This is a genomic window from Bacillus sp. NEAU-Y102, from assembly GCF_054788175.1.
In genome coordinates this window covers 15,291-41,256 of sequence record NZ_JBTWFK010000010.1, presented here as the reverse complement: position 1 = coordinate 41,256, position 25,966 = coordinate 15,291, and the positions used below count along the sequence as shown (strand labels likewise).

17 protein-coding genes and 3 pseudogenes are annotated in these 25,966 nt (G+C 34.2%); 2 read left to right on the top strand and 18 right to left on the bottom strand.

Annotated elements, in window-relative coordinates; genetic code table 11:
- Positions 1 to 105: 105 nt before the first annotated feature.
- From ACYFX0_RS22975 to ACYFX0_RS22930, 10 genes and pseudogenes are all read right to left on the bottom strand, one after another.
- On the bottom strand, positions 106 to 810 hold the full coding sequence (locus ACYFX0_RS22975) for a metallophosphoesterase family protein (RefSeq protein ID WP_000821985.1): 705 nt from the start codon (positions 808 to 810) through the stop codon (positions 106 to 108).
- Positions 811 to 1,367: 557 nt separating this feature from the next.
- On the bottom strand, positions 1,368 to 2,744 hold the full coding sequence (locus ACYFX0_RS22970; protein WP_000060581.1) for an ABC transporter substrate-binding protein: 1,377 nt from the start codon (positions 2,742 to 2,744) through the stop codon (positions 1,368 to 1,370).
- 21 nt (positions 2,745 to 2,765) lie between these two features.
- Positions 2,766 to 3,587, bottom strand: coding sequence for a carbohydrate ABC transporter permease (locus ACYFX0_RS22965; protein ID WP_106082001.1), 822 nt, complete (start codon positions 3,585 to 3,587; stop codon positions 2,766 to 2,768).
- The gene (locus ACYFX0_RS22960; RefSeq protein WP_000573804.1) at positions 3,584 to 4,516 is read right to left on the bottom strand and encodes a carbohydrate ABC transporter permease; all 933 of its coding nucleotides are present in this window, start codon (positions 4,514 to 4,516) and stop codon (positions 3,584 to 3,586) included. The genes ACYFX0_RS22965 and ACYFX0_RS22960 overlap by 4 nt, the downstream gene beginning before the upstream one ends.
- Positions 4,516 to 5,613: an ABC transporter ATP-binding protein gene (locus tag ACYFX0_RS22955; protein WP_142398825.1), complete on the bottom strand. Its 1,098-nt coding sequence runs from the start codon at positions 5,611 to 5,613 to the stop codon at positions 4,516 to 4,518. Before ACYFX0_RS22955 ends, ACYFX0_RS22960 begins: the two co-directional genes overlap by 1 nt.
- Positions 5,610 to 6,176 (bottom strand): glycerol-3-phosphate responsive antiterminator, encoded by a 567-nt coding sequence (locus ACYFX0_RS22950; RefSeq protein ID WP_000472005.1) that lies wholly within the window; start codon positions 6,174 to 6,176, stop codon positions 5,610 to 5,612. The genes ACYFX0_RS22955 and ACYFX0_RS22950 overlap by 4 nt, the downstream gene beginning before the upstream one ends.
- Before the next feature lie 311 nt (positions 6,177 to 6,487).
- Positions 6,488 to 7,095 (bottom strand): annotated as a pseudogene (locus ACYFX0_RS22945) (GNAT family N-acetyltransferase).
- Positions 7,096 to 7,318: 223 nt separating this feature from the next.
- The gene (locus tag ACYFX0_RS22940) at positions 7,319 to 8,188 is read right to left on the bottom strand and encodes an ankyrin repeat domain-containing protein (protein ID WP_000287334.1); all 870 of its coding nucleotides are present in this window, start codon (positions 8,186 to 8,188) and stop codon (positions 7,319 to 7,321) included.
- Between the two features lie 289 nt (positions 8,189 to 8,477).
- Positions 8,478 to 8,981, bottom strand: coding sequence for a nitrous oxide reductase accessory protein NosL (locus ACYFX0_RS22935; protein ID WP_000865665.1), 504 nt, complete (start codon positions 8,979 to 8,981; stop codon positions 8,478 to 8,480).
- 135 nt (positions 8,982 to 9,116) lie between these two features.
- Entirely contained in the window at positions 9,117 to 9,371 is a 255-nt protein-coding gene (locus ACYFX0_RS22930; protein ID WP_000857378.1) for a hypothetical protein, read from the bottom strand.
- Between the two features lie 254 nt (positions 9,372 to 9,625).
- On the opposite strand from ACYFX0_RS22930, the gene ACYFX0_RS22925 reads away from it, so the two are divergent.
- Positions 9,626 to 10,930 carry a CitMHS family transporter gene (locus ACYFX0_RS22925; RefSeq protein ID WP_000880474.1) on the top strand — a complete coding sequence of 435 codons (1,305 nt, stop codon included), beginning with the start codon at positions 9,626 to 9,628 and terminating at the stop codon, positions 10,928 to 10,930.
- Between the two features lie 46 nt (positions 10,931 to 10,976).
- Here the strand turns inward: ACYFX0_RS22925 and ACYFX0_RS22920 are convergent, their stop codons facing one another.
- From ACYFX0_RS22920 to colA, 7 genes and pseudogenes are all read right to left on the bottom strand, one after another.
- Positions 10,977 to 11,669 carry a response regulator gene (locus ACYFX0_RS22920; RefSeq protein WP_000503468.1) on the bottom strand — a complete coding sequence of 231 codons (693 nt, stop codon included), beginning with the start codon at positions 11,667 to 11,669 and terminating at the stop codon, positions 10,977 to 10,979.
- A gap of 2 nt (positions 11,670 to 11,671) precedes the next feature.
- Positions 11,672 to 13,279 (bottom strand): ATP-binding protein, encoded by a 1,608-nt coding sequence (locus ACYFX0_RS22915; protein ID WP_106081999.1) that lies wholly within the window; start codon positions 13,277 to 13,279, stop codon positions 11,672 to 11,674.
- A gap of 144 nt (positions 13,280 to 13,423) precedes the next feature.
- On the bottom strand, positions 13,424 to 14,284 hold the full coding sequence (locus tag ACYFX0_RS22910; protein ID WP_431188648.1) for a methyl-accepting chemotaxis protein: 861 nt from the start codon (positions 14,282 to 14,284) through the stop codon (positions 13,424 to 13,426).
- An 81-nt stretch (positions 14,285 to 14,365) separates the two neighbouring features.
- Positions 14,366 to 15,400: pseudogene (locus tag ACYFX0_RS22905) on the bottom strand (HAMP domain-containing protein); the annotation flags it as partial.
- Between the two features lie 249 nt (positions 15,401 to 15,649).
- Positions 15,650 to 17,224 (bottom strand): flotillin family protein, encoded by a 1,575-nt coding sequence (locus ACYFX0_RS22900; protein WP_000154996.1) that lies wholly within the window; start codon positions 17,222 to 17,224, stop codon positions 15,650 to 15,652.
- A 12-nt stretch (positions 17,225 to 17,236) separates the two neighbouring features.
- Complete coding sequence (locus tag ACYFX0_RS22895; protein WP_001173143.1) at positions 17,237 to 17,785, bottom strand: NfeD family protein; 549 nt, start codon at positions 17,783 to 17,785, stop codon at positions 17,237 to 17,239.
- Positions 17,786 to 18,031: 246 nt separating this feature from the next.
- Complete coding sequence (colA, locus tag ACYFX0_RS22890) at positions 18,032 to 20,929, bottom strand: collagenase ColA (RefSeq protein ID WP_106081997.1); 2,898 nt, start codon at positions 20,927 to 20,929, stop codon at positions 18,032 to 18,034.
- A 268-nt stretch (positions 20,930 to 21,197) separates the two neighbouring features.
- Here colA and opuD point away from each other — a divergent pair, with 268 nt between their 5' ends.
- Entirely contained in the window at positions 21,198 to 22,748 is a 1,551-nt protein-coding gene (opuD, locus tag ACYFX0_RS22885; RefSeq protein WP_000591601.1) for a glycine betaine transporter OpuD, read from the top strand.
- 221 nt (positions 22,749 to 22,969) lie between these two features.
- Here the strand turns inward: opuD and ACYFX0_RS22880 are convergent.
- Positions 22,970 to 25,914 (bottom strand): annotated as a pseudogene (locus ACYFX0_RS22880) (leucine-rich repeat domain-containing protein).
- Positions 25,915 to 25,966: the final 52 nt, after the last annotated feature.

Below are 25,966 nucleotides of genomic sequence, written 5' to 3'. Positions count from 1 at the left end.
ATTTTCAGCTATTTCCTTCTAAAATTTTGAAGTTTTATTATAAAAACTTTGTCTTAAATTTACCTTAATAAAAAATTGAAAGAAATAAGATTCCTCTTATCTCTTTCAATTTTTTATTACATATACCTTTTTACTTGGCAACTCCAAACAATTTAGCTGACCACCATACACAGCCCCGCCATCAATTCCAATAATACGATTACTACCAAAATACACTCCGCAATCCTCACTACTATGAAGCGTTTTTGTTTCCGTATGCCCAAATACAACAACCTTTTCACCGCTATATCCATTATGAAATTCATTACGGATCCACATTAACGTATATGGTTCAGATTCAGAAACTCGTTTCATCGGCTCAACCCCAGCATGTACAAATATATACTCTTCTGTTTCAATGTAATGATCTAATTCTTGAATAAACTTTATATGTTCCTCTAATACAGAAGATTGTAAAATCGGTTTTTGGAAGTCTTTCTCATTAACCGCAATATCTTCTTCTACAAATCCATAACTATATAATGTCTTATCTCCACCATTTCTTTTTACCCAATGGTTCCATGAACGTTCCTCATTTGTCGTTAACGCCTTAATCATCATATCTTCATGATTTCCTTTTAAAATGAGTGCTCCCTCTTCTTTCAATTCTTTTACCTTTTCAATTACAGCACGCGCATTTGGACCACGATCTACATAATCTCCCAGTAAGATTAATTGATCCTTTTTCGCATTATATTGAGCTTCTTTCAACAACTGTTCGAACTTTTCTATTTCTCCATGAATATCACTAATAACAAGAATTCTTTTCATATTATCCCCCCTCTTTCTAATTATAGTTCAAAACAACGGAAAATTCCGAATCTTAACCTTGGATTAAATTTATCCCGCATTAACAGGCAGTAAGACCCCCACCTCAAAATTCAGCGGAAGCAAAGAAGTTAGGTGGGGGTAGGGCTGCCCGTTAATGCCCGATTGGTGAGGGCTAATAATCAGTGGTGGATGAAGAAAAGCCCCATTGATTAAAGTTTCACTTTATTACAAACTAAACTATTATCCTTACAACAATGTAAGTCTCTTGTCATCCAATTCGATAGTTGTAATTACTGTATCTCCTTATACTGAGAGTAAGAAATGAAACAAAAAACAAGGAGAGATGAGAGATGAAAAAAGTAATGGAAGTTGTAGTAGCGGTAGTAGAGGTTTTCGTAAATGGTAAACAAGTCGCAATAGAGTTGAATAAATAATGAAAAGGACAACATTCACTCTAGACCCTTTACTCATATAAAAGAGATAAAACTTCATCATTTCTTTGATCCCTTATCTCCCTATAAAGAAAGCCGTATCCCTTTTAAGGATACGGCTTTCTCTTATTTTTGACTCGTACGAGATGAAATGCTAATTGCTCTATCTGTTGCTTTGGCAGCTTCATCTAACGCTTCTTTACTATTCTTTCCGTCATACATTGCTTCTAATGCTTTTACAACTGCATCTCGTGATTCTGGGAATACACTAATTAAAGCACCTTGTGTTGCTGGAGATTGCTTCGTCGCTTGCAGTTGATCTACTGTTACTTTCAACTGTGGATATTTTTCATATTGCTCTTTTACTAACGGCTCATTATATGCATCTGGATTAATTGAGAAATAGCCTGTTGCCGTATGCCATTTCGCTTGTACGTCTGGCTTCGTTAAATATTTCATAAAGTCCCAAGCACCTTGTTGCGTTTCTTCTGAAACCATATTCGTCATCCATAATGATGCGCCTCCAATGATAACACCATTTTGTTTCGAATCCTCTGGATATGGAATATATGAAACACCTACATTAAACTTAGATGCATCAATTAAATCGCGAACACCTGCTGAAGAATCTAAATACATAGCAACTTGTCCAGACTGGAACGCAGCACGAATATCATCCCAACTTGCTCCATACTTTCCAAGTGCGCCAGCTTTATTTAAATCATCTAACATTCCAAATACTTTCTGTCCTTCTTTACCGTTAAATACCGCCTTCTTTGCAGCATCTTTACGGCCGTTTTCATTATCTACATATAAAGCACCTTGTGTCGCTAACAACTCTTCAAAGAACCAACCATAGTTAAGCATGGAGAATCCATATTGTTTTACATTTCCGCCTTCTTTAATCGTTAACTTTTTCGCTGCTTCTTGTAATTCCACATATGTTTTTGGAGCTTTCTCTGGATCTAAGCCCGCCTTTGCGAAAGCATCTTTATTATAAATTAATACTGGTGTAGATGAATTAAATGGCATAGAATACATTTTTCCATCAACTGAATAATAATTTGTAATTGCTTTTTCTAATTTTGACGTATCGTACTTATCTTTTTTTATCCAGCTATCAATTGGTGTGATTTTTTTGCTATCAATCATATATTTCGTTGTAATTTCACTCGATTGAACAAGAGCTGGCGCTTCTTTCGTTGCAGACATCGTTCTAAACTTCGTTAAAGACTCTTCATATGTCCCTTGGAACTCTGCCTTTATCTCGTATTTACTTTGTGACTTATTATAGTCTGCAACAAGACTATCTAGTACACCTTGTGTTTTTCCACCCATCGCATGCCAGAAGCGAATTACAGTTTTATCACCATTTTTTTCAACTGGTGCTACTTTTGCCTGCGCTTCAGGTTTTCCCTCTGTTTTACTATTTGAACAAGCGGCACTAGATAATGCCATTGTTGCTGCCATTAATAGGGCAGCACCTTTTTTTACTAAACTCATTTTAAGCTCACCTTCTCTTAGTTATTTAATTGCACCTTTTGTTAATCCTTGTTGTAATTGTTTTTGTCCTAAAAATAGTAAAATCAATGTTGGAATAACGATAACCGTAACACCGGCCATTACACTTCCCCAATCAGTTGCAACTTCTTGAGACTGAAGCTGCTTTACACCGATTTGCACTGTTCTTACTTTTTCATCAGTGGTCACTAAAAGTGGCCATAAATACATATTCCATGTTGTTAAAAAGCTATATACTCCAAGCGTAATAAAACTCGTTTTACAATACGGTATTACAACGCTGAATAAAAATCTTATATTTCCAATCCCTTCAATAAAAGCAGCTTCTTTCAGTTCATTCGGAAGTGTCATAAAATGTTGACGTAGCAAGAAAATACCGAAAGCTGTCGCAAAAAATGGCACTGTCATCCCAGCGAAACTATTGATCCAGCCAAAGTTTTGAATCGTTAAAAAGTTAGGTACCATCGTTGCTTCCCACGGAATAAGCATCGTCGAAATAAACAGGAAGAAAATAAGGTTTCTTCCTTTAAACTGAAGAAAAACAAAAGCATACGCCGCTAAGCTTGATACGATAAGTTGTCCAATCATAACGACTATCGATACAATTAAACTGTTATATAAGTATGTAAAAAGCGGTACTTTTTGAAAAATATTAATGAAATTATCAAAAGTAAATTGAGTTGGAAATAACCTTCTCATTTGAATATCGTCTGGTGTCATAAAGCTTATTAAAAACGCATACAGTACAGGAAAAAATACCATTACTGCACTAATTATGAGCAGCATGTATAATAGGAAATTTCGCTTCCACTGTTTAACAATCATTTATAATGCACCTTTCTCTCAGCAAACTTAAATTGAAGTAATGTAGCAATGAAAATGAAAACAAATAATACCATCGCTTGTGCACTTGCTGTTCCAAATTGATGATTCACAAACGCCTCTTTGTAAATCGAGTACACAATTAAATTCGTTGCATCATTCGGTCCACCGTGCGTTAAAATATCAATTTGTCCAAAGCTTTGGAACGCACTAATTAACGTTACGGTTACAATAAAGAATAAAGTTGGCGATAGCATCGGTAATGTAACACGGTGAAGCTTATATAAATAACTAGCACCATCTATAGATGCACTCTCATATAAAGACGTATCGATATTTTGTAAACCACCTAATATAACTAAAAATGCAAATCCTGTATTCACCCAAACTGTTGTAACTGATACAGAGAATAGTGCCCAGTCCGGACTCGTTAACCATGCGATTGCAGGAAGATTCATAGAGCCTAATATATTATTAAATAATCCTACACTTGGATGAAATAAAAATAGCCAAATCACTGCACTAGCAGCTACTGATATTCCCATCGTCGAAGAAAACAGAACTCGGAATAACCCAATACCTCTTACCTTTCCATTCGCAATCAACGCAAGAAACAAAGCAAATATAATGCTCGTAGGCACTGTATATAAAACAAATAGTAAAGTTGATTTTATACTTTTGTAGAAGGCAGGATCAGAGAATAAATATTGATAATTTTCTAAGCCAACGAAAAGATTAGCTTCTCCATGTATATCGGTTAAATAAAAACTATAATAAATCGTCCTAAACAATGGGTAGAACAGAAAAATCGAAAATAACAAAATAGATGGCGCCAAAAACAATAATCCTATTCTTAAATCTTTCGTTCTCCCCCATAATTTTTTCTTTTTTGACACTTTTGTTTGAACTGGCAACTTACTTACTTCAATCATTATTTCGCCACCACTTTCAACTCTTCTTCAGCTACCACTTTTAAGCGTTCATTCGTGTTTTCGTTAAAGAAGCATAACTTTTCTTGCCAGAATAATAATTTTACTTTGTCACCTTTGTTCAGGAGTAACTGTCCGATGACTTTCGCACTCCAAGTTGTTCCATTTACCGCAAAATTTAATATAGATTCATTCCCTAATACTTCTACAGATTGCAGCGTCACTTCTTGTCCTTCCTCAGACAGTGCAATATGCTCAGGACGCATGCCTATACGAATTATTCCTTCTGGTAATTGCTTTAACTGTCCAATAGATAATGGAATTTGCAATTGCCCTATATGTAATACACCTTTTTCTTTATCTACTTCTCCATCATTTATATTCATAGAAGGAGAACCTATAAAGCTTGCAACAAATTCGTTTGCTGGTTCGTTATATATGTCAAGTGGTGTTCCAACTTGCTGTATACTTCCTTTATTTAAAACCATGATACGATCTCCCATAGTCATCGCTTCTATTTGATCGTGGGTAACGTAAATCATCGTAATTCCTAATCGCTGCTGAATTTCTCTAATTTCAATTCTCATTTGCGCACGTAATTTTGCATCTAAATTCGAAAGTGGTTCATCCATTAAACAGATTGGTGCTTGACTCACAATTGCCCTGGCAAGTGCAACACGCTGTCTTTGTCCGCCTGATAATTGGCCTGGTTTCATTTTCACATACTCTTTCAGTCCTACCATTTCAATAGCTTCCATTAATCGCTTTTGTCGCTCTTCTTTTTGTACTTTTCTTACCTTAAGTCCAAATAAAATATTTTCTTCTACAGATAAGTGTGGATATAATGCATAATTTTGAAATACCATTGATAGATTACGGTCTTTCGGCTCTATATCATTTGCAACACGTTCATTAATAATTAAATCTCCCGAAGAAATCTCTTCTAAGCCAGCAATCATTCGTAATAATGTGCTTTTCCCGCATCCCGAAGGTCCAACTAAAACAAAAAATTCGCCCTTCTTAATATGAACCGATACGCCTTTAACCGCCGTCTCTTTTGCATTTTTATATACCTTTGAAACATTTTTCAATTCAATCACAAGGTTGCACTCCTTTTTTCTTCTTGTATCCATACTTCATAATGACTTGTTGAAATCGCACTTGCTCCTGCACGAATTGCAATTTCCGCATCTTCTCGCGTTTGAATCAGCCCGCCTGCAATAATAGGAAACTCTATTTCCTCTGCTAGCTGTTTAATTATAGAAGGCATAATCCCCGGCATAATCTCTACTGCATTTGGTTTAGTCGTTTTACAATTTTCAATTGATTTAGTAAGGGATAAAGTATCTACAATAAAAATACGTTGAATTGTTTTCAATCCAATTTTATTAGCATTTCGAATTGTCGAACCCTTTGTTGAAATAATACCTTGTGCCCCGATAACATCTTGAATATACAAAAGCGCTTCCTCTGTATTCGTATTTAAGCCTTGTATAAAATCACAATGAAGAAATACATCATGTCCATGTTTCTGCAATTCGTATACACGCTCTGGTAATTCCAGCATTGATCCCGTCATAAGAAAAACTGTTTTCGGCAATTGTTTGTATGCTTTGTATCCTTTCCAATCCTTTATCATCGCAATATAAGGTTCTTTAAACATTCATTCCACCTAACTGTTCTATTTTTATCCAAACTAAAAACACCTACTTACATAGAACGCCTTTCTCCTTATTTGAACTCTAGGGAATAGAGCAAACCTAAGAAAGCGGCACATTATATGTAAGCGGGTGTTCTCAAATGTTCTCTACCCTAGTTATTTTGTTACCTTTACTATATTACTCATTTATTAAGCCAGTTTTGATAGTTTGTTAATTAGGTGTTAATCGAGTGTTAATATTCACCACATTACTTTTTACAATAATCTAGATATATGAATGAACTCCAACAGAACGCAACAACTATCTTTAAAATTCAAGTGATATGCAAATTCATTCCATAGTCAATCAGTTTTAGTTTTCTCGCAACTGCTTGTGAGGCATAATTATCCCAGGAAGTACTATAAAGTGGAATGCGCTTTTCCTCTTGTATTGCTATGGCCCAAGCTGTAACAACATCAGTACCATATCCATTCCCTTGAAACTCGGTTAAAGTTTCCACACTTCCCTCAGCAGCTACGGGGTACTTCTGGCACTGCAACAAACAGAAACCACCTTTTCATTTTTTACAATTGCAAAATAAGGTTTCCTCCATTCCATCTGTTCTATTAGATTAGGAAAATTTTCTCGTAAAAGCTCTCTATTCTTCTCCGTTATTTGTATTGTTCTAGTCGGCTTATGTAAATTACTAGTAAACATGAAAGCAGGACCCATCCAAATATTTTCCACTGTTCTTTCTTCATTTAATACATTAATAATCTTTGCTATCTCTATATGCTTTGAAGGTTCTCGAATTAACTTCTCAATCTTATTTACCGTTTCATCATCCACATTACAATGATATCTCGTTATACCCCCTTCACGAGTTCTGCCAAGAAAAAAACGTGGTGCTTTCGGATTTCCTTGTTCATTTACATATTTCATTTTTCCTACTTGATTATGAACAAATAAAACCTCTGCCTGAATTACTATTAAATCAAGTTCTCAGAGAGTCATTTATATCCTCCTTATTTACCCCATATACCATCCATTCATAATCTATTTTTCATGTTCAAAACAAAAATCCCATTCAAATACACATTACTGAATCCATCATACTAACTGATTTCTTCATTCTGTCTATCTAAATGGGATTATTTTTCGTTTGTTACTCTACTGGTTGTTGTGGCTGTACTACTTCATTCGCTCCAGCTACCCTCAACATATTTACAATATCTTTAAAACCTCTTTTTTCAGCGTATTGCAGTGGCGTCAGATGTTCCTTGTTAGCCATATTTACATCTGCACCGTGATCAATAAGCAATTGAATTACTTTCTTATGGTTTTCACTACCATTTCCTAATACAATTGCTTCTAATAGCGCTGTTCCACCACGTTCATTTTTATAATTCACATCAATATCTGTATGCTCTAATAATTCTTTAACAACCTCTACATGGCCACGCTCAGATGCAGAAATAAGTGCTGTTCCACCTGACTTAGTCGTTTCTTTCGTATTAACTCCTGCATTAATTAATACTTTTACAATATCCGTATATCCTTCTCTACTTGCATAAAGAAGTGGATTACTTTTTTTCTCATCTTTAATTTCAATATTAGCACCTGCACCAATTAATGCTTTAACTGTCTCTACATGATTTTGGTACGTCGCTGCAAGGACAGGCGTTTCTCCGTTGTCACCTTCTACGTTTATATTCGCTCCATCCTGAATCAACTTCATAGCTGTCTCTGTGTCTCCAAGAGTAGCTGAAAGTAACAACTGTTTGTCCATTAAATTTATACTTTTCTCTTCTTTAGATTCTTCCTGTTCTTTATGCTTCTCTTTTTTCTTTTCATTTTTCACATGAACCGGTTTCGATTCTGGTTCTTCTTGCTTATCGCAAGCCACTACCGTCATTAAAAGTCCTAATAAAATACATAATAAAATTTTTTGTTTTCTCACAACTACAGCTCCTATGAAAGATAATGTTTTCTTAACCATTCCTCCATCACATACAATAACTCTTCTTGAGTACATTTATCCATAAGCCCTTTAGATTCCTTCTTTAATCGGATTATCTTAAGCTTATACTATGTTTCTCAACCTATTGGAATGATACGCCTGATGGCCCCATCATTAACATTATGAAGCAATTAGTTTAGCACGTTTTTACCGCATTTGTATACATTTCTAAAAAGTACATAAATGATTGCTTTAGGTTACTATATTCCATTGTAACCGTTCTTCTAAAAATTTTACACCTTTTCTATATTTGCACCTGAGTAATAATAGAAAAAGACAACTATATAGTTGTCTTTTTCTATTATTAATGATGTCCACCATGATTTCCTGCTTTCGGTTTCCCCATCATCTCTTTATTCATTTCCCATTTATGCTCTGCTAACTCTTTATACGAAAGAACTTTGCCCTTATAGTTAGATACAAAGCTCTCTGCATCTTTTTTATTTTTAAATGAAATGACATTATAAGCCATCGGTGTCGTTATTGTTTTATCATATACGTAAGTAGCGTCTTCTAACGAAATCCAATCTTTCGAATCATAATCTCGAACAAATTTCTCTTTCGTCTTTTCATCCGAGTTGATCTCCATCCATTTATACATACAACCGATATCATCAAACTTTAACGCTTTTCCATTTTCTAAAATGATTTCTGTTGCAAATTGATTATCTGTTACCCCAATTTGGCAAATATCACATTTATCATGTTTCTCATCAATAGCAACAGCTGCTGTTTCCTTTTTCCCACACCCGACTACCGTAAATACGAAACATAAACATATAGCAAGTACAACATATTTTACTTTCATCAATATTCCTCCCTAGAAACCGTATACTTCACGAAAAGAATACCAAAAGGTTGTGTGAGATTTGTGAAAAAACAATGTGCTTTTTGTAATATAGGAAACAAAAAAAGATGTGTAGTTATTTCTACACATCTCTCATCACTCGCAGCCTGTAATTAACAAATCATCTTCTAACTTAACTAATAATGTATCCGCACTAATTTCCTGTCCAACTTCTACATTTACCAATCTTATATTTCCACTAATCCCGACTGTAATTTTTTTAAGCTCACCGTCATTTTTTCGGATCATCAGTAATTTTTCCCATTCATATACGTAAGAAGATTCATTAATAAAAATCTCCTCTACTTTTCCTTCATAAGAGCTATAAATCTCTTCAATTCTCGTTTTCATATAAAATCTACTCCCTATTCCACACTTCACTATTTTCATCTTATTCTACCATTCTTACGAGGAGTAGCTTACTTTTTAAAAATTCAAATTAACTACCGTGAACAAAATGAACAAAATAAAAATTATGCTTCTAATGATGTTATTTTTCAAATTATTTACCATTTGAATGGATGCTTTTATTATAAATAAAAAACCTTTTTCTGAATTTTTATTCTATTTTGAAAGCGCAATCATTCTTTTGAGGGGGAAATTACATGTTAGCACTACTTGGATTTGCAATGGTATTTGTCTTTATGTTTTTAATTATGACGAAACGTATGTCAGCGCTAGTAGCATTAATATTAATTCCGAGTGTTTTTGCATTAATTGGCGGATTCTATGCCAATATGGGGCCTATGATGTTAGAGGGGATTCAAAAATTAGCACCTACTGGTATTATGCTTATGTTCGCTATTTTATATTTTGGGATTATGATTGATAGCGGTTTATTTGATCCTGTCATTAGTAAGATTTTAAAATTTGTAAAAGGAGATCCTTTAAAAATCGTTGTCGGAACGGCTATATTGACTATTATCGTTTCTTTAGATGGTGATGGTACAACAACATACATGATTACAGTTTCTGCAATGTATCCACTATATAAGCGCCTTGGAATGAACCCACTCATATTAGCTGGAGTTGTTATGTTAGGAGCGGGAGTAACAAATCTTACACCTTGGGGTGGACCCACAGCTCGTGTTATGAGCGCACTTGGACTTGAGGCTTCCGAATTATTTACACCTCTTATTCCAGGAATGATTGCTGGTGCAATTTGGGTTGTTTTCGTTGCCTACTATCTTGGAAAAAAAGAAAGAAAACGTTTAGGAATTATGGATGTACAGTATTTAAAACAAATGCAAACAATGGATGAGCAAGCTGCAACTGTCGAAGCAGCAGTGCATAAACGCCCTAAACTTCTATGGATTAACTTTTTATTAACCGCCACATTACTTGTCTGTCTCATACTAGAAGTTATGCCGTTACCTGTTTTATTTACAGTCGCTTTTGCTATTGCTGTTATGATTAACTATCCAAACTTAGAGCAACAGAAAGAACGTATTGCTTCTCATGCAGGGAATGTATTAGCAGTTGTTTCTCTCGTATTTGCTGCCGGTATTTTCACTGGTATTTTATCTGGAACAAAAATGGTAGATGCAATGGCTAACAGTGTAGTAACTCTTATACCAGATGCACTTGGACCACAACTACCAATTATTACAGCACTTCTCAGTATGCCATTCACATTTTTCATGTCTAATGATGCATTTTACTTCGGGGTATTACCTATTTTGACGAAAGCTGCTGCTACTTACGGAATTAGTGCAGCTGAAATGGGACGCGCTTCCTTACTTGGGCAACCCGTTCACTTATTAAGTCCTCTTGTCGCTTCCACTTATTTATTGGTCGGAATGGCCAAAGTTGATTTCGGTGAACATCAACGCTTCACTTTATTGTGGGCCGTTGGAACGACAATGGTTATGTTAATTACCGGAATTGTAATTGGGATTATTCCAATATAAGATGCAAAAAAACAGTAGAAGAAATAAAATCCTCTACTGTTTTTTATTATGAAGAAGCAAGAAAATAACGTCTCTCCGGTCTCCCAACACTTCCATATATTAGCTCTGCGTGGACTTTCTTCCCAGATATCAAATACTCTAAATAGCGCCTTGCCGTTGATCGGCTTACTCCAATCATTGAGCTTAACATTTCTGCTGTAATCCCTTCTTCATTAACTGTTAACATATGCTTTTTTACTTTCGCTAAAGTATAAGGATCTATCCCTTTCGGGGCATATTCTATTTGATCTCCCTTCACACCTCTTTGAGACCATAAATATTCAATTTGTTCCGTAGATAATTGATTGTTCTTCTTTAACTGTATAATCTTTTTTTGATAGCCTTCTAGACTTGCTTTAAATCGATCAAACATTAGTGGCTTTACGATATAATCTGTTACTCCGCCCCGCAGGGCGTGCCTCACTACATCTGTTTCCGATGCCGCTGTAATCATAATGATATCTGTATCGTGCAAATGATTCCTAATATATGTGACAAGTTCCGTTCCTTGCATATCAGGTAAGTACACATCTAATAAAACGAGCTGTGGCTTCACAAGCTCTAGCCATTCTTTCGCTTGTTCTCCAGTCGTTGCCGTTCCAATTACTTTAAATCCCTCAATTTTTTCAGTAAAACGACGATGAATGTCAGCAATCCGAATATCATCTTCTACAATTAATACTTCAATCTCCTCACCCATTACTATTCGCCTCTCTCTTTCGGTAGTGCAATAATAAATAACGCACCACCTAAATCCCCTTTTTCAATTGCAATACTTCCATTTAAATCTTCTACTAACTCTTTCACTTTTGCTAATCCATATCCTCGCTCTCCTCCTTCTTTCGTCGAAAAGCCTTTATAGAATATGCTAGTAATTATTTCATCATGAATCCCTTGCCCTGCATCTTCCACTTCAATTAATATTTCTTCTCCAATATCAGTTACAAACATCCTTACTTTCCTATCATTCTCTTCATTTTTTTCAATTGCTTCAAATGCATTCGTAATTAAATTCCCTAAAATAGAAACGACATAATTACTCTCAATATGTGGACTTAATTTGTCTAAACCACTTTCTCGATCTAGCATAAAATCAATCTTCAACTCTCGTGCTCTATTATAAAATCCAATTAAAATTCCACCTAACCACGGATTTTGAATCCGCTTCATAATAAATTGAACAAAATCTTGATATACCGCTGTTTCCTTATGAATAAGCTCTAAAGCATCTTCATATGATTCTAATTGGATAAGACCCGAAAGCGTATACAATAAATTATTATATTCATGCGTTTGCGCCCGCAATGCCTCTGTATATTGCTTCGTCTGGGACAATTCTGCTGTTAACTGATCCATTTCAGATTTCAAACGTAAGCTCGATACAACGCCAGTTACCTTATTCTTTACTTTAATAGGTAGACGGTTCGCAATAACAGCCTGTCCTTTTATATTTAATTGGCGGTCAAACTGTTCTTCACCAGTTTGAAGTACATCTAGTATCGTTGAATTAGGAATTACATTTAAAATAAATTCCCCAATAATATTTTGTTGTTTATTTAGCGAAAGAATATCATAAGCTGCTTGATTGACTAAACTAATCATGCCATTTTTATCGATTACAATAATCCCTTCACGTACAGATTGAATCACTGTACTATGCTCTTCATATAAAGATGAAATTTCTTCTGGCTCCATCCCGAACATCATTCTTTTTATACTTCCCGCTAAATATATAGAGCCGATTACCCCAATTAAAAGACCTATTACTGTAATCCAAAATACACGCTTTCCATACACTTCTACTGCTCCATGAATATCAGCCATTGAAAACCCAACAGACACCACACCGATAATTTCATTTTTCTGGTTACGGATTGGGACTTTCCCACGCAATGAAGGGCCTAACGATCCATTAGCTTTCGAAACATAAGATTTCCCTTCTAATAAAACGCCTTTATTATCTCCGCCAACCATTTTTTCTCCTATTTTATCTCGCTCAGGATGCGCATAACGAATCCCCTCTTTGTTTCCAACTACAATAAAGTCAGCTTCTGTATCAATTCGAATTTTTTCTGCGATTGGCTGAATAATAGAAGCTGGATTTTCTTTTTGAAAAGCTTCCTGAATTTCTGGTATCGCAGCAACTGTTTTCGCAACATGCAAGGCCCTTTTACCAATTTGCTCTTCTACTGTTTCAGATAATATGTAAAAAAATAAATAACTTGTTAGCAAAAGTACAACAAGAATAAGTGTACTAATAGTTAATGTAATTCTCGGTTGTAGTTTTAATTTTTTCAATGTCAAAACCATTCCCCTAACATAATTAAAGATAGAATTTAAAGAAAATACAGTTTTTTATTATCATAACACGCTTACTATATATTTCTTTCTTTTTTATCTTCATAAAAAAAGAAACGAAGCATAAGCACTACTTCGTTTCTTAACAGTTTATTATTATATTTTAAACTTACTAATCATCTCTTGTAATTCTTCTGCCATTTGTGATAAATGAACTGCTGCTGCATTTATTTCATCTACTGAAGCTAATTGTTCCTCAGAGGAACCAGCAATATTTTGAACGCTTGCCGCATTTTCTTCAATCGTAGCTGCAATTTCATTAATAGATGCACTTACTTGCTTTGCATCTACCGTCATTTGTTTTGCTACATCTACCATGCTATCAATTTGTACAACTGTATCATTTGTAGACTTCAATATTTCGGCAAAGCTTTGCTTCGTTTCATTTGCAACTACAAGTCCTGATTGTACTTCTGTTCCAACCTGATTCATAGAGCTTACTGTTTCTTTTATATCAAATTGAATCTCTTTCACTAGTTTTCCAATTTCCGTAGAAGACTGTCCTGATTGTTCTGCTAGCTTTCGCACTTCATCTGCTACAATTGCAAATCCTCTTCCTTGCTCTCCAGCTCTCGCAGCCTCAATTGCCGCATTTAACGCTAATAAATTTGTCTGTTCTGCAATATGTTGAATCACTTCAAGAATTGCTCCAATTTGTTTCGACTTATCGTCTAACAAACCAATGATTTTGTCTGACTGTGAAACAGAATCATGAATTAATTGCATTTGATTCACAGTTTTTTCAACTAACGTCCCACCATTTTCAGCTTTTTTCTTCGTATACATAGAGGCTGTAGATACTAATGAAGAACTATCTGCAACACGCTGAATTCCTTCTGTAACTTCTTCTAACAATGTTGCTCCTTCTTCAACTTCTTTCGTTTGTATTTCTGCACCACTCGATACTTGCTCTATCGCCTGTGTAATTTGTTCCGTTGCTTCGCTTGTCTGCTTCATACTAGCTGTTAATTCTTCTGAAGATGCTGCTACATGACTTGCTGAAATGTTTATATTGGAAATGACACTATGTAACGATGTAGCCATCTCGTTAAAGCTTTCTCCTAGCTGTCCAATTTCATCTTTAGAATGAACTGTAATTGATTCTGTTAAATCGCCTTCACTAATCTTCTTCGATGATATAATAAGTTGTTTTAACGGTTTAATAATAGACGCAATAATGAAGTAAATTACAATCCCACCGATTAGTAGCGAAATTCCAAGAACAGTTATTGTTTTATAGAAAATAGGTTCAGCCGCTTCGATAATTTCTTTGGAAGGCATAATTCCTGCTATTTTCCATCCAGTTTTCTTATTCGTTTTAAAAGTGATATTACGATCTTCACCATCTAACGAATAATGAACATCCCCAGCTTCCTGTTTATACAATTCTTTACTAAGTTTCTCTTCTAATTTCTCTCCTGGCTTCAGTGTCGGGTGCGCTACTACATTTTTATCTTGATCAAATATTGCTACATACCCTTCCTTACCGATATTAACCATCTTGGAAGTAGTAACAATATCATTAATGATTAAGTCAATCCCAAGAACGCCACTTTTATCCTCATTTTGTTTTGCTAGTGTAATAACAATATTACCTGTCGTTTTTGACTTATATGGAGCAGTTACAATTACTTCTCCGCTTTTCTTCACTGCCTCTTTATACCAATCTCTTTCTGTAGGATTATATCCATCTGGCATCTGAATAGCTGGTGATTGAATAAACTGTCCATTACTAGATCCTGTATAGATTGCTTCCATTTCTGGATGCAGTTTATTGTATTCTTCTAGTTTATTTTGTATGTTTTGAATTTGATCTGCTTGGTAACTTGATTGTGTGAATAATTTTGTAAAATAAGTTGCATCTATTTTTTTACTATCCAATTCTTTATTAATTACATTATCCAAAATTTTTATATTATCTTTCGCCGAGTTCAAAATCGTTTCATTAAAATTCGTCTTCGCCTGTTGATAAGACGTCCAACCAATTACAATACTTGGAAGAATTAAAATAATAATAAATGATACAAGTAACTTTGTTTTTAAACTACTACTCCTTAATTTCCCTTGAAACATACTTCTACCCCTCCATACCGTTTTAAATGTAATTAATTAACATTTAATCTTTCTATAAAAATAATACAATTTAAATGTATCGATGAGACTCTCTATCTTTTTCTACATCATAAAGAATTGATACATACCTTTTTCATTCTATATAAATTAAATAATTAAAACAATATATAAAAATGTATATTATTCGAAATATTATAATTCACTGAAGAACCTCTAGTATCTCACTTACTAGAGGTTCCTCCCGCTTTACTATTCTTTATCTTTTTCTACTTCTTTTTTCGCATCTTCTACTACAGATACAACAGGTTTATCGTTTGATAATTGTTGTACTGCTCCTTTTCCAGCAAATCCTTCTAATAACTCTTTTAAATCAATGCCAGAAGAAGCTTTTAATGTTTCTTGCATCGTTGCCATTAAATCAGTCGCATAACCTGCAACTTTTCCGGCGCCGCTATTTTTACCACCGCCACCTGTATCGACAACTGTAATTTTATCAATGTTGCTAAGTGGGCTTGCAACTTCCTTCGCATAACTTGGAAGCATGTTAAGAACCATATCCATAATCGCCGCTTGGCCATATAACTCAAATGCCTCTGCAATTTTTTGTTTCGCTTCCGCTTCTGCTAAACCTTTTAATCTGATAACATCTGCTTCCGCTGTACCTTGTGCTTTTTGTACTTCTGCTTTTGCTTGACCTTGCGCTTTTTCGATTTCCGCCTTCGCTAAACCTTCTACACGAACTTCTTCTGCACGTGCTCTTGCTTCCGCTTCAATTTTATATTGATCTGCATCTGCTTTTTTCATTTGTTTTACTTTTTCCGCTTCTGCTGATTGTTCAACAGCATAGCGATCTGCATCTGCCTTTTTCTTTACTTCTGCATCATATTGCTTTTCACGACGCGCAATCTCTTTTTCTTCTAATTCAATTTGCTTTTCACGTTCAATGATTTTAACGCGCATTTGCTCTTCTGTAACACCTTGTTGCGCTTTTGCTTGTTGTAATTCATAGGAAAGATCTGCATCTGCGCGAGCTTGTTCTTGATCTCTCTTATAAGATTGTACTTTTAACTCTTTATGTTTTTCAGCTTCAGCGATTTGTGCATCACGTTGATACTCAGCTTCTTTCGCTTCTTTCTCAGCACGAGCTTTTTCAATTCGTGCCTCTTTTTCACGCTCTGCATTTGCAACTGTTGCATCACGCTTAACCATCGCAATTTGTGGCTGACCAAGTGCATCTAAGTAACCGTTCTTATCCATGATTTCTTTAATTGTAAAGGAAACGATGCGAAGTCCCATCTTCTTTAAATCTGTAGAAGCTACTTCATGTACCTTTTGAGCGAATTGCTCTCTATTACTATAGGCATCTTCTACTGTCATAGAAGATAAAATAGCACGTAGATGACCTTCTAAAACTTCTTTTGCTTCTATTTTCAACTCTTCTGTTTCTTTTCCTAAATATTGTTCAGCTGCTGTAGAAACTTCTTCAATGGTAGATCCTACTTTAATAATAGAAACACCATTTACTGTAATCGGTACACCTTGTTTCGTATACGTATCACGTGTTCCCACTTCTAATTTGTAGTTTAATAGACTTAAAGGCTCTGCTCTTTGCATAATCGGAACTACGAAAGTACCGCCACCACGAATAATCTTAATCTTCTTTCCATCATCAGTGGTAACTACATTTTTCCCGCCACCAAGCCAGTTTCCAGTAACAATTAATGCTTCATCTGGTCCAACTGTTCGATACTTTGTAATGAATACTAAAATGAGTAGAATTAAAATTGCGAGTAATACTCCACCGATAATTAATGGAATCGTCATGTAAATTCCCCCTTATAATTTTGGTTTCTTTAAAGAATAAGCGATGTTCTGTACAAGTAAAACACCATCTTGGACTCCCTCGATAATAACCTCTGTTCCTTGCGAAATATCTTTCTTTCCAACTGTTTTAGCTAGGATTGCATTGTTTCCAAATTGGGAGGAAATTAATACTTCACCAAACCCTTCTGTAGGAATAGTCGTAATGACCTCTCCTTTGCAACCGATGAATTCATCCATACGTTGCACCGTGTTTTGTTCTGCTTCTGCAATCGGTTTTAAAATTAGTATTTTCATGATGAATACACCGATAAAAGATATAGCAAATGCAGCCCCAAAAATAAGAATACTATTAAAGGAAAATAAATATTCTCCTATATAACTAAGTCCACATAACATGGCGAAAAAACTAAGTAATAAAGTAACAACGGATACAGATCCGCCTCCAAAACTAAATATGGATTCAAATATATCTCCAAAAAAGATATAAATTACAGTGAGTATAGTAGCAATAATAAATCCATATAAATAAATTGTTTCAAGTGGATAACCAAACAAAGCCATTTCTTATCCCCCTCTCTTAAACAATCCCTTTTTTGTTATGTGTATGCCCCACCTCTTTCAAAGATTATCGTTCTAAATTTTCAGTTATTTACCCTTTAAAGAAAAGCCTGTAAGACAGGCCTCTAAAAAAGAACAGGAGAAACCTATTGTGACAGGCTCCTCCTAGAAAATAACCGATATATTATATATCTATATAATATATTATTTTCCACAAAAAGTAAAGTTAAACATACATTGGAAAAGTACTTATTTTACTGACAATTCGTATGTTCCATCGCCATTATCATATTTATATACATACAAGTAATACTTACCTGGTTTTGCATTAAATTTTGCTTCTATATGATTCCCATTAGCTTGACCGTAAGCCGCATAATTTTGCATATCTGATTCATGGTGAAGTACCCATGTCATCCCAATTCCATACTCATTTAAAACAGAAATGTCGATATCTTTCGCTGATGCTACATTAAATGTATAAACATCAGTGTGGTCCCCGCCAATAAGATTACCTTTTATCGTACTATTTAGCCCGATACGATTTGCTTCCTCTGGACGATTATTTGGTTCTGATTCTGTTAAACTTCCATCTTTAATCGTAACAGTTGTTTCGCTTCTGCTCTCTTTTCCTTTATCATCTTTTACTCTTAACGATACTTTATAAGAACCTTCTCTTTCATATACATGTACTGGATTCACTTCTGCACTTGTGCTTCCATCTCCAAATTCCCATAAATAAGAAACAATTTTTCCATCTTCATCGTTTGAGCCATCACTTTTAAATTGAATTCCCTCTTTTACAACTCCATTATAAGGCCCGTTTACATTAACCGTCGGAGCTTTATTTTCTCCATCATCTTTTGCGATTCCATGGAAGACTACATCATATTCAAATTCATTTGAGCTATTCACACGATAATTGACGAAGTATGCTGTAACAGTTTTGTAGCCACTCCATTCTTTTTGCGCCAATTGTTCTAAAGATTCATTTACTCTTTTACTCATTGCTTTCCAATCTTCTGATTCACCTTTTGTGACACTACCTGTATACGTACCTTCTAATGTAAATGTATTAAAGAATTGAGAATTATGTTTTGTCATTTTTGTATCTTTCATAGGCAACGTATCACTAATTTCTTTCTTCACCGCTGTTAACGACTTCGTTGCATGTTCAGCTAAATAATCATCAGCTACTTCTGGTACAGTGTATGTATCTTGATTATTAATTAACTGCTGCATATACTCTTGATACTCTTTATTTAACTTAGGATCTTTACTTAGATTTTCACGATATGCATCATAATTTTTCACGTCATTCGCACGAATTAAATCTTGAATTTTATCAAATGTTTCAAACTGATGCGTATATAAGTAAGACTGCAATGCGAACGAGTAATTATAGAAATCCCAAGAACCGTATTTAGCAAATAGTGTGCGCTCTGCAGTATAACGGCTTGCAGGATCAGATGATAATCCGCTAATTATACTCTTTCTTGGTACAACGTTATTCGTACGAGTAGAGCCTGCGAAAAACTCTGCATTTCCTTCTTGGAACCAAGTTAACCTTTCATTTTGATACATATCTCCTCTTCCAAATAAACCAGGAACTTCATATCTCCCTTGCAGATAATGAGTAAATTCATGACGGAATAACTCTTCTAAACTATAAATACTTTGCTCTGGTGTACGCTCATATGTAAAGAATGTTCCTGTTTCTTCGATATAAATTCCACCGTTGTTTGTTTCATACCCATACAATTGTCTATTTAACTGATATTCATCTGGACTATTATAAATTACGATTGTTAACACATCATCCGCATTTCCTGGCTCTAATGCTTTGTCATTTCCAATTACACGGTGATACTGTGCCTTTACTTCCTTCGCAGCCCAATATAATCTCTTAATTTTTTCTTCTGATACTTTATCTCCTGTTTTGAACACAATTGATCCATCATCGAATGTATACGTTTTTGGTAAGTACTGCTCTTTTCCTTCTTTACGTATTTTCTCTAAATCTACTGTATTCCCGCTATAATCTTTACCATTATAATTTGTTGTAATTTGTTCTACCGCAACAAAATATGGTTCACTTAAGTGTGGGTACATATGCATTGCTTGTGTAACAACCTCTAATCCTTTATTCGGATTGCTATGAAATTTCCCTAAACGGCTTGCAAAATAAATACCATTATTAACGAGCCATTTATTTTCTGACGTTACTTCATTTAAAAGAGCAATACGATTTATTTCATTAATAAACCCATCTACTTTTCCATACCACATCGTTTCATTCGCTTCTTTACGGGCCTCAACTAAATACGACTGTATATCATAGTCAATCCCTTGCATAATATCGTATATTGCTTGTCCCTTCATTCGATCATTTACATAAGTAGTAAAATTATCATTGTATTGCTTTAAAATATTTGATGCGTATTGAACTGTTTCAACATCACTTGATGCATTACTAATTAATTTTCCGTATGCAGATACGACTGTATCTTGTTCATCTGTACCAAGCTTAAAGTTTGGATTTTTTGCGATTGCTTTTAAAGCAGGTAAACATTTATCCTGGAAGCTTCTTTCATTTAATTCACTTAATTCGTTATTATAAAATGCCAGATAAAAAGCGGAACGCAACACTTCAGTAAACGTTTGAATTCCTTTTGAATCATCTTTCGTAAATGTACTACCTCTATGAGCTAATTCATCTATAATGACTTGCATTTTTCCTTTATCTTTATAAAAGGCCTTTGTGTCTTCATTAAACTGGAATAAATCTGTAATTTGGTGCCACTTAATACTGCCTAATGTTTCAACTAATTCTTGATCATTCATTTTGTTTAAATCAGCCATTGAATAGCTTTCTTTAACTTGCTTTACTGCCGTTTTCTTCGTAATAGATGCTGGTCGCTGTGAAAAATCGCCTACTTTTAAACGTTCTTGAAATGATAAGGTTTCATCAACTTTTGAAACATGCCCAACTTCATCTACTGGCTTTTCAATTCCAACCGGTTTCGTTTTTAGCACATTATACGGTACTTTTTCTTCCGCTGCTGCATGAGTTTGAAGTGCCCCTAACGATAAAGCCATTGTACTAATGCTAAGCATCACTTTATTGATCTTTGATTTCTTGTTCATATCCTTGCCCCCTATTTTAATATTCCATTCAAGAATTTAACATAAAATCTGGATGTAACAATATAAAATGCAATATTTCATATTATTTCTTCCTATAATTTGTACATATCGTGAACACCCTTTCCTTTATCTAACCTCCGCTGATTATGAACTTATAACAATCAAAATTCCCTTTTACAAATATTAAAAAGAGAATTTTTTGACATTTCACCCTTTAATTGTTATGGTTAATATAATTGTTAACTTTATTAAATAAAGGTGGGATTCTATGATAAAAAAAGAGAACAGTGTATTTTATATCTCCATCTTGCTTACAACCTTATTTATTATATGGGGTGTCATACCAGCAAGCTGGATACAAGGCCATGATTTACAAAGTATCACATCTTCTTTAAACTCATTTATCCTCAATAAATTTGGATGGTTTTACTCTCTACTTATGACCACAATGCTTGTTTTAGCTACTTATTTAGCCTTTTCAAAATACGGTTCTATTCGTCTTGGTAAAGATGGAGAAAGACCAAAATACAGCTATTCATCTTGGTTATCCATGTTGTTTGGAGCAGGAATGGGGATTGGACTCCTCTTCTATGGAATCGCTGAACCGATTTCACATTTTACAGATCCATTAACAGGAAAAGCAGGTACAGAGGAAAGCGCCAAACTCGCTATGCAATATTCATTTTTCCACTGGGGACTCTTTCCGTGGTCACTATACGCGATGGTTGCTTTAACAATTGCATATTTCACATTCCGCAAACAAAAAGGTAGCACAATTGGGGCTACAGTTACTCCATTATTTAATCGATCGAAAAATTCTCCTATCGGAAAAACAGTCGATATTTTGGCTGTTTTAGCCACAGTATTTGGCATTGTGCCATCTGTTGGGATTGGTGCTCAACAAATTGCCGGAGGATTAAGCTATTTATTCCCTTCTATTCATAACACTTTACTTACTCAGCTCGTACTTATAGCTATCTTCGCTGTTTTATATTTAACAAGTGCGCAAACTGGCTTAGATCGTGGGATTAAATATTTGAGTAACTTGAATTTCTCTCTCGCAGGTATTTTACTCGTCTCCTTTTTAATTTTAGGACCAACTGTATTTATTATGAAATATTTCACATCTACACTCGGTTCTTATATCGGCGCTTTACCTAGTATGGGATTAAATTTAGGAGCATTTAGTGAAAAATCTTCTTCTTGGATTGAAAACTGGACTATTTTCTATTGGGGATGGTGGATCTCTTGGTCTCCATTCGTCGGTACATTCATTGCTCGTATTTCTAAAGGGCGCACAATAAAAGAATTTATTATTGGAGTTGTATTAGTCCCAACTCTTATCTGTACATTTTGGTTTGCAGTATTTGGCGGTACCGCTATCCATATGGAAATGTTCCAATCGCTTGGGATAGCTGATGAAATCGCAAAAAATGGTACAGAGATTGGATTATTTGCTGTTATTTCACACCTACCATTCTCTACATTTTTAACGGTTATCGGGTTAATTTTAGTAGCCACATTTTTCGTTACTTCTGCCGACTCGGCAACATTTGTTGTTTCAATGCAAACGAGTAACGGAAGCTTATCACCGAAAAATAGTTTAAAACTTATATGGGGATTAACAATCGCGATCATTGCAGCACTTTTATTACAAGCTGGAGGATTAAATGCACTACAAATTGCAGCTATAATCGCAGCACTACCATTTTCTATCGTAGTCGTTCTTATGGTTGCTTCGCTATTTAAAGAGCTGCGAAAGGAAGATGTTAATTCGCAAACGAAAGAAGTTCCGCAAAAAATAAAAAAGATTATGTAACAATTGGCACCTCAAATTACTTCTGAATCCGTGATGACTGAGAGAAAAAAGAAAATTAACAAACCCCATTCGTATGAAATATAATTTTCATACGAATGGGGTTTTACTCTATCTATTACATAAAAGACATCATCATATGCATGTTTCTAATGAAACTGCCATGATGATGTCTTCTCAAAAAATAAACATTAATTATATACAATAATAAGATTAAACGTTATTTATTTCTTAAATAACCTCTTTCTAAATACGAACATACTTAGTGCGGAAAGAACAAGTGTTATTCCAGAAAGTAAAATCGATGTGCTAGCTTCACCGCCTGTTGATGGTAAAGATTTCTTTCCTTCCTCCGTCTTATTAACATGTTGTTTATTTAAAGTATCTGCTTTTCTGCCTTCGTTTTCAACAACCTGATTATTTCCTTTTGGCTCTTTTACTTCCTCTTTCGCTTCTTCAACTTCTTTTGTTGGTTCTTTCACTTCTTCTTTTGACTCTTCAACTTTTTTTGTTGGTTCTTTCACTTCTTCTTTTGACTCTTCAACTTCTTTCGTTGGTTCTTTTACTTCTTCTTTTGACTCTTCAACTTCTTTTGTTGGTTCTTTCACTTCTTCTTTTGACTCTTCAACTTTTTTTGTTGGTTCTTTCACTTCTTCTTTTGACTCTTCAACTTCCTTTGTTGGTTCTTTCACTTCTTCTTTTGACTCTTCAACTTCTTTCGTTGGTTCTTTCACTTCTTCTTTTGACTCTTCAACTTCCTTTGTTGGTTCTTTCACTTCTTCTTTTGACTCTTCAACTTCCTTTGTTGGTTCTTTCACTTCTTCTTTTGTTTCTTCCACTTCTTTCGTTGGTTCTTTCACTTCTTCTTTCGGTATTAATGTTTCTACTATATTCTGAATTACAATGCCACTATATAATATGCCAGTCTCATAATGATCTGCATCTAAATCAAATTCATATATTTTTTCTCCTAAAGTACTCCAAATGATTCCCTCATCGGTAAGCGTTCCACCTTCACTCTTTAGTGTAATCTTTTCAATTGGCTCTCCCTCTAGATCATATACAGAAATTGTCACTTCTTTATTTATTTCTGCATCATCCAAAATGACCTTTTGCCTTCTAACATCAATTGTCCCCCACTGACCTAATTGTATTAATGGCCTTACATCACGAATCTCATTTTCAGCTAATTTTAAACTAAGTAAGTCTAACATTGAGCCAAGAACCGTTACATCTTTAATACGATTATCTGTAAGATTTAACCATTGCAAATTTTTCAATAAAGATAACGGTGTTGTATCTTCAATTTGATTATGAGATACATTTACATCGTTCAATTGTTTCAAGTTTGAGATAAACTCTATATTTTTTAGGCCTACTCCTTCTATAGTGAGTTTTTCTAAATTCGTCATGTACTCTAAACCTGTTATATCTTTTATCTCTTTTCCTTTTTCTTTAAGTATCTCTACTGTTTTAATCTGTAATAAATCTTCTTTTGTTATAGGAGCGTTTAAATTCTCTCTACCTAAATTCTCTTTATTAATATGTTGTTGTAAAGTTTTATCGAGAATTACATTTTGACTTTCTTTTTGTTTTTCAACTATATTCTGTATAACCGTACCATTAAATCTTATTTTACTTTCAGTAGAATTAGTATCTAGTTTAAATTCATATATTTTTTCTCCAGGACTATTCCATTTTATAAATCCGTTATTCAGAGTAGCCCCCTCACTTTTTACATTAATATTTTGAAGTGGCTCTCCTTTAAGGTTGTATACTGGGATTTTTATTTCTTCATCTACGCTTGCTTCATTTAAAAAGATTTTTTGTCTTTGAATGTCAATTGAAATTCGCTTACCTAATTCCTCAACAGGTCTTACGTCAGAAATTTCATTTGCTCCAAGATTTATCTCATGTAAATTTGTTAAGGTGCTCAGCGGCGATATATCAGAGATATAATTCTCTTCTAAATTCAGCACTTGTAAATTTCCTAATTGAGATAATGGTGATATATCTTTTATTTCACTATCAGCAATTTCTAGTTCAATAAGATTACTCATTTTACTAATAGATTCAACATTATTAATTTTATTGTTCCCTATCCATAATAGTTCCACATTATTTAATCGATCAATTCCATTAAGATCACTGATTTGATTATTTGCTAAGTATAATTGTTTCATAGTTGATAATGTAAATAATGGCTGGATATCTTTAATGTTATTACCGATTAAATCTAATGTTTTGATTTTTTTCATTTTACTTAATGGTGTAAGATCAGAAATTTTATTATCTCTTAAAAAAAGCATATTAATATTCTCTAATTGCCCAATTGGATGAATACTTTCAATTGAATTAGAAGTTAAATCAACGTACTTCAAACTTCTCAATTTCGAGATAGCTGATATATCTGTTACATTAGACTCTCGTAACGTCAACTTCTCTAAATTTGTCATATACTCTAAACCAGCTATTTCATTTATCCCTTTACCTGAATAAATGGATAATGTTTTAATTTGTAATAAATCTTTCTTTGTGATTGGCGTATCTACATTATCTCTATCTAAGTTATATTTATTAATATATTTTTGTAATTGCTTATCTAATATTACATTTCCGTTTTCATCTTGTTGCTCCTCTTTATTTTCCTTTTGTTTTTCTGAAACATTGTTTTCTAAATTTATAGCATTTACTTCAAACTGCACTTGATATTTATTATTATAGGCCATCGTTGGAATATAAATATGCATTTGCATATTATATCTTTTTCCTAGTTCTCCAACTTCAAATTGAATAACCTTCGTCCATTTTTCTTTTTGTCTTCTGATATGACCTTTACATCATGAAACACACCAGGGGTATGAATATCCTCTGTTTTCAAGTATTGGAAAAAATCACTATCACTTAACGTTGCTGTTACAATTTTCTTTCCATTCTCAATTGTTAATTTCGGATCCTTTATATAAACAGCTGCCATAGACTCTTCATTCGTTTTATCTTTATAAGCTTTAATAACAGCATCATATGTACCATCTTCTAAACCTTGTCCCGTTTTATTCACCTCAATTGCTACCGCTGCTAAAGCAGGTGTCGAATATACAGCAAACGGAAGTGATAACGCCGCCGCTATAATCATTGCATTTATACTTTTTCTTTTATTTTGTTTCAACTTTACATCTCCTCCAAAATATATAATTCGAAATGTAATCATTTCTCGAATA

Coding starts and splice junctions, on each gene's coding strand:
- ACYFX0_RS22975 (WP_000821985.1), bottom strand. CDS start 810: ATGAAAAGAATTCTTGTTATTAGTGATATTCATGGAGAAATAGAAAAG.
- ACYFX0_RS22970 (WP_000060581.1), bottom strand. CDS start 2,744: ATGAGTTTAGTAAAAAAAGGTGCTGCCCTATTAATGGCAGCAACAATG.
- ACYFX0_RS22965 (WP_106082001.1), bottom strand. CDS start 3,587: ATGATTGTTAAACAGTGGAAGCGAAATTTCCTATTATACATGCTGCTC.
- ACYFX0_RS22960 (WP_000573804.1), bottom strand. CDS start 4,516: ATGATTGAAGTAAGTAAGTTGCCAGTTCAAACAAAAGTGTCAAAAAAG.
- ACYFX0_RS22950 (WP_000472005.1), bottom strand. CDS start 6,176: ATGTTTAAAGAACCTTATATTGCGATGATAAAGGATTGGAAAGGATAC.
- ACYFX0_RS22940 (WP_000287334.1), bottom strand. CDS start 8,188: ATGTACTCAAGAAGAGTTATTGTATGTGATGGAGGAATGGTTAAGAAA.
- ACYFX0_RS22935 (WP_000865665.1), bottom strand. CDS start 8,981: ATGAAAGTAAAATATGTTGTACTTGCTATATGTTTATGTTTCGTATTT.
- ACYFX0_RS22930 (WP_000857378.1), bottom strand. CDS start 9,371: ATGAAAACGAGAATTGAAGAGATTTATAGCTCTTATGAAGGAAAAGTA.
- ACYFX0_RS22925 (WP_000880474.1), top strand. CDS start 9,626: ATGTTAGCACTACTTGGATTTGCAATGGTATTTGTCTTTATGTTTTTA.
- ACYFX0_RS22920 (WP_000503468.1), bottom strand. CDS start 11,669: ATGGGTGAGGAGATTGAAGTATTAATTGTAGAAGATGATATTCGGATT.
- ACYFX0_RS22915 (WP_106081999.1), bottom strand. CDS start 13,279: ATGGTTTTGACATTGAAAAAATTAAAACTACAACCGAGAATTACATTA.
- ACYFX0_RS22910 (WP_431188648.1), bottom strand. CDS start 14,284: ATGAAGCAGACAAGCGAAGCAACGGAACAAATTACACAGGCGATAGAG.
- ACYFX0_RS22900 (WP_000154996.1), bottom strand. CDS start 17,224: ATGACGATTCCATTAATTATCGGTGGAGTATTACTCGCAATTTTAATT.
- ACYFX0_RS22895 (WP_001173143.1), bottom strand. CDS start 17,785: ATGGCTTTGTTTGGTTATCCACTTGAAACAATTTATTTATATGGATTT.
- colA (WP_106081997.1), bottom strand. CDS start 20,929: ATGAACAAGAAATCAAAGATCAATAAAGTGATGCTTAGCATTAGTACA.
- opuD (WP_000591601.1), top strand. CDS start 21,198: ATGATAAAAAAAGAGAACAGTGTATTTTATATCTCCATCTTGCTTACA.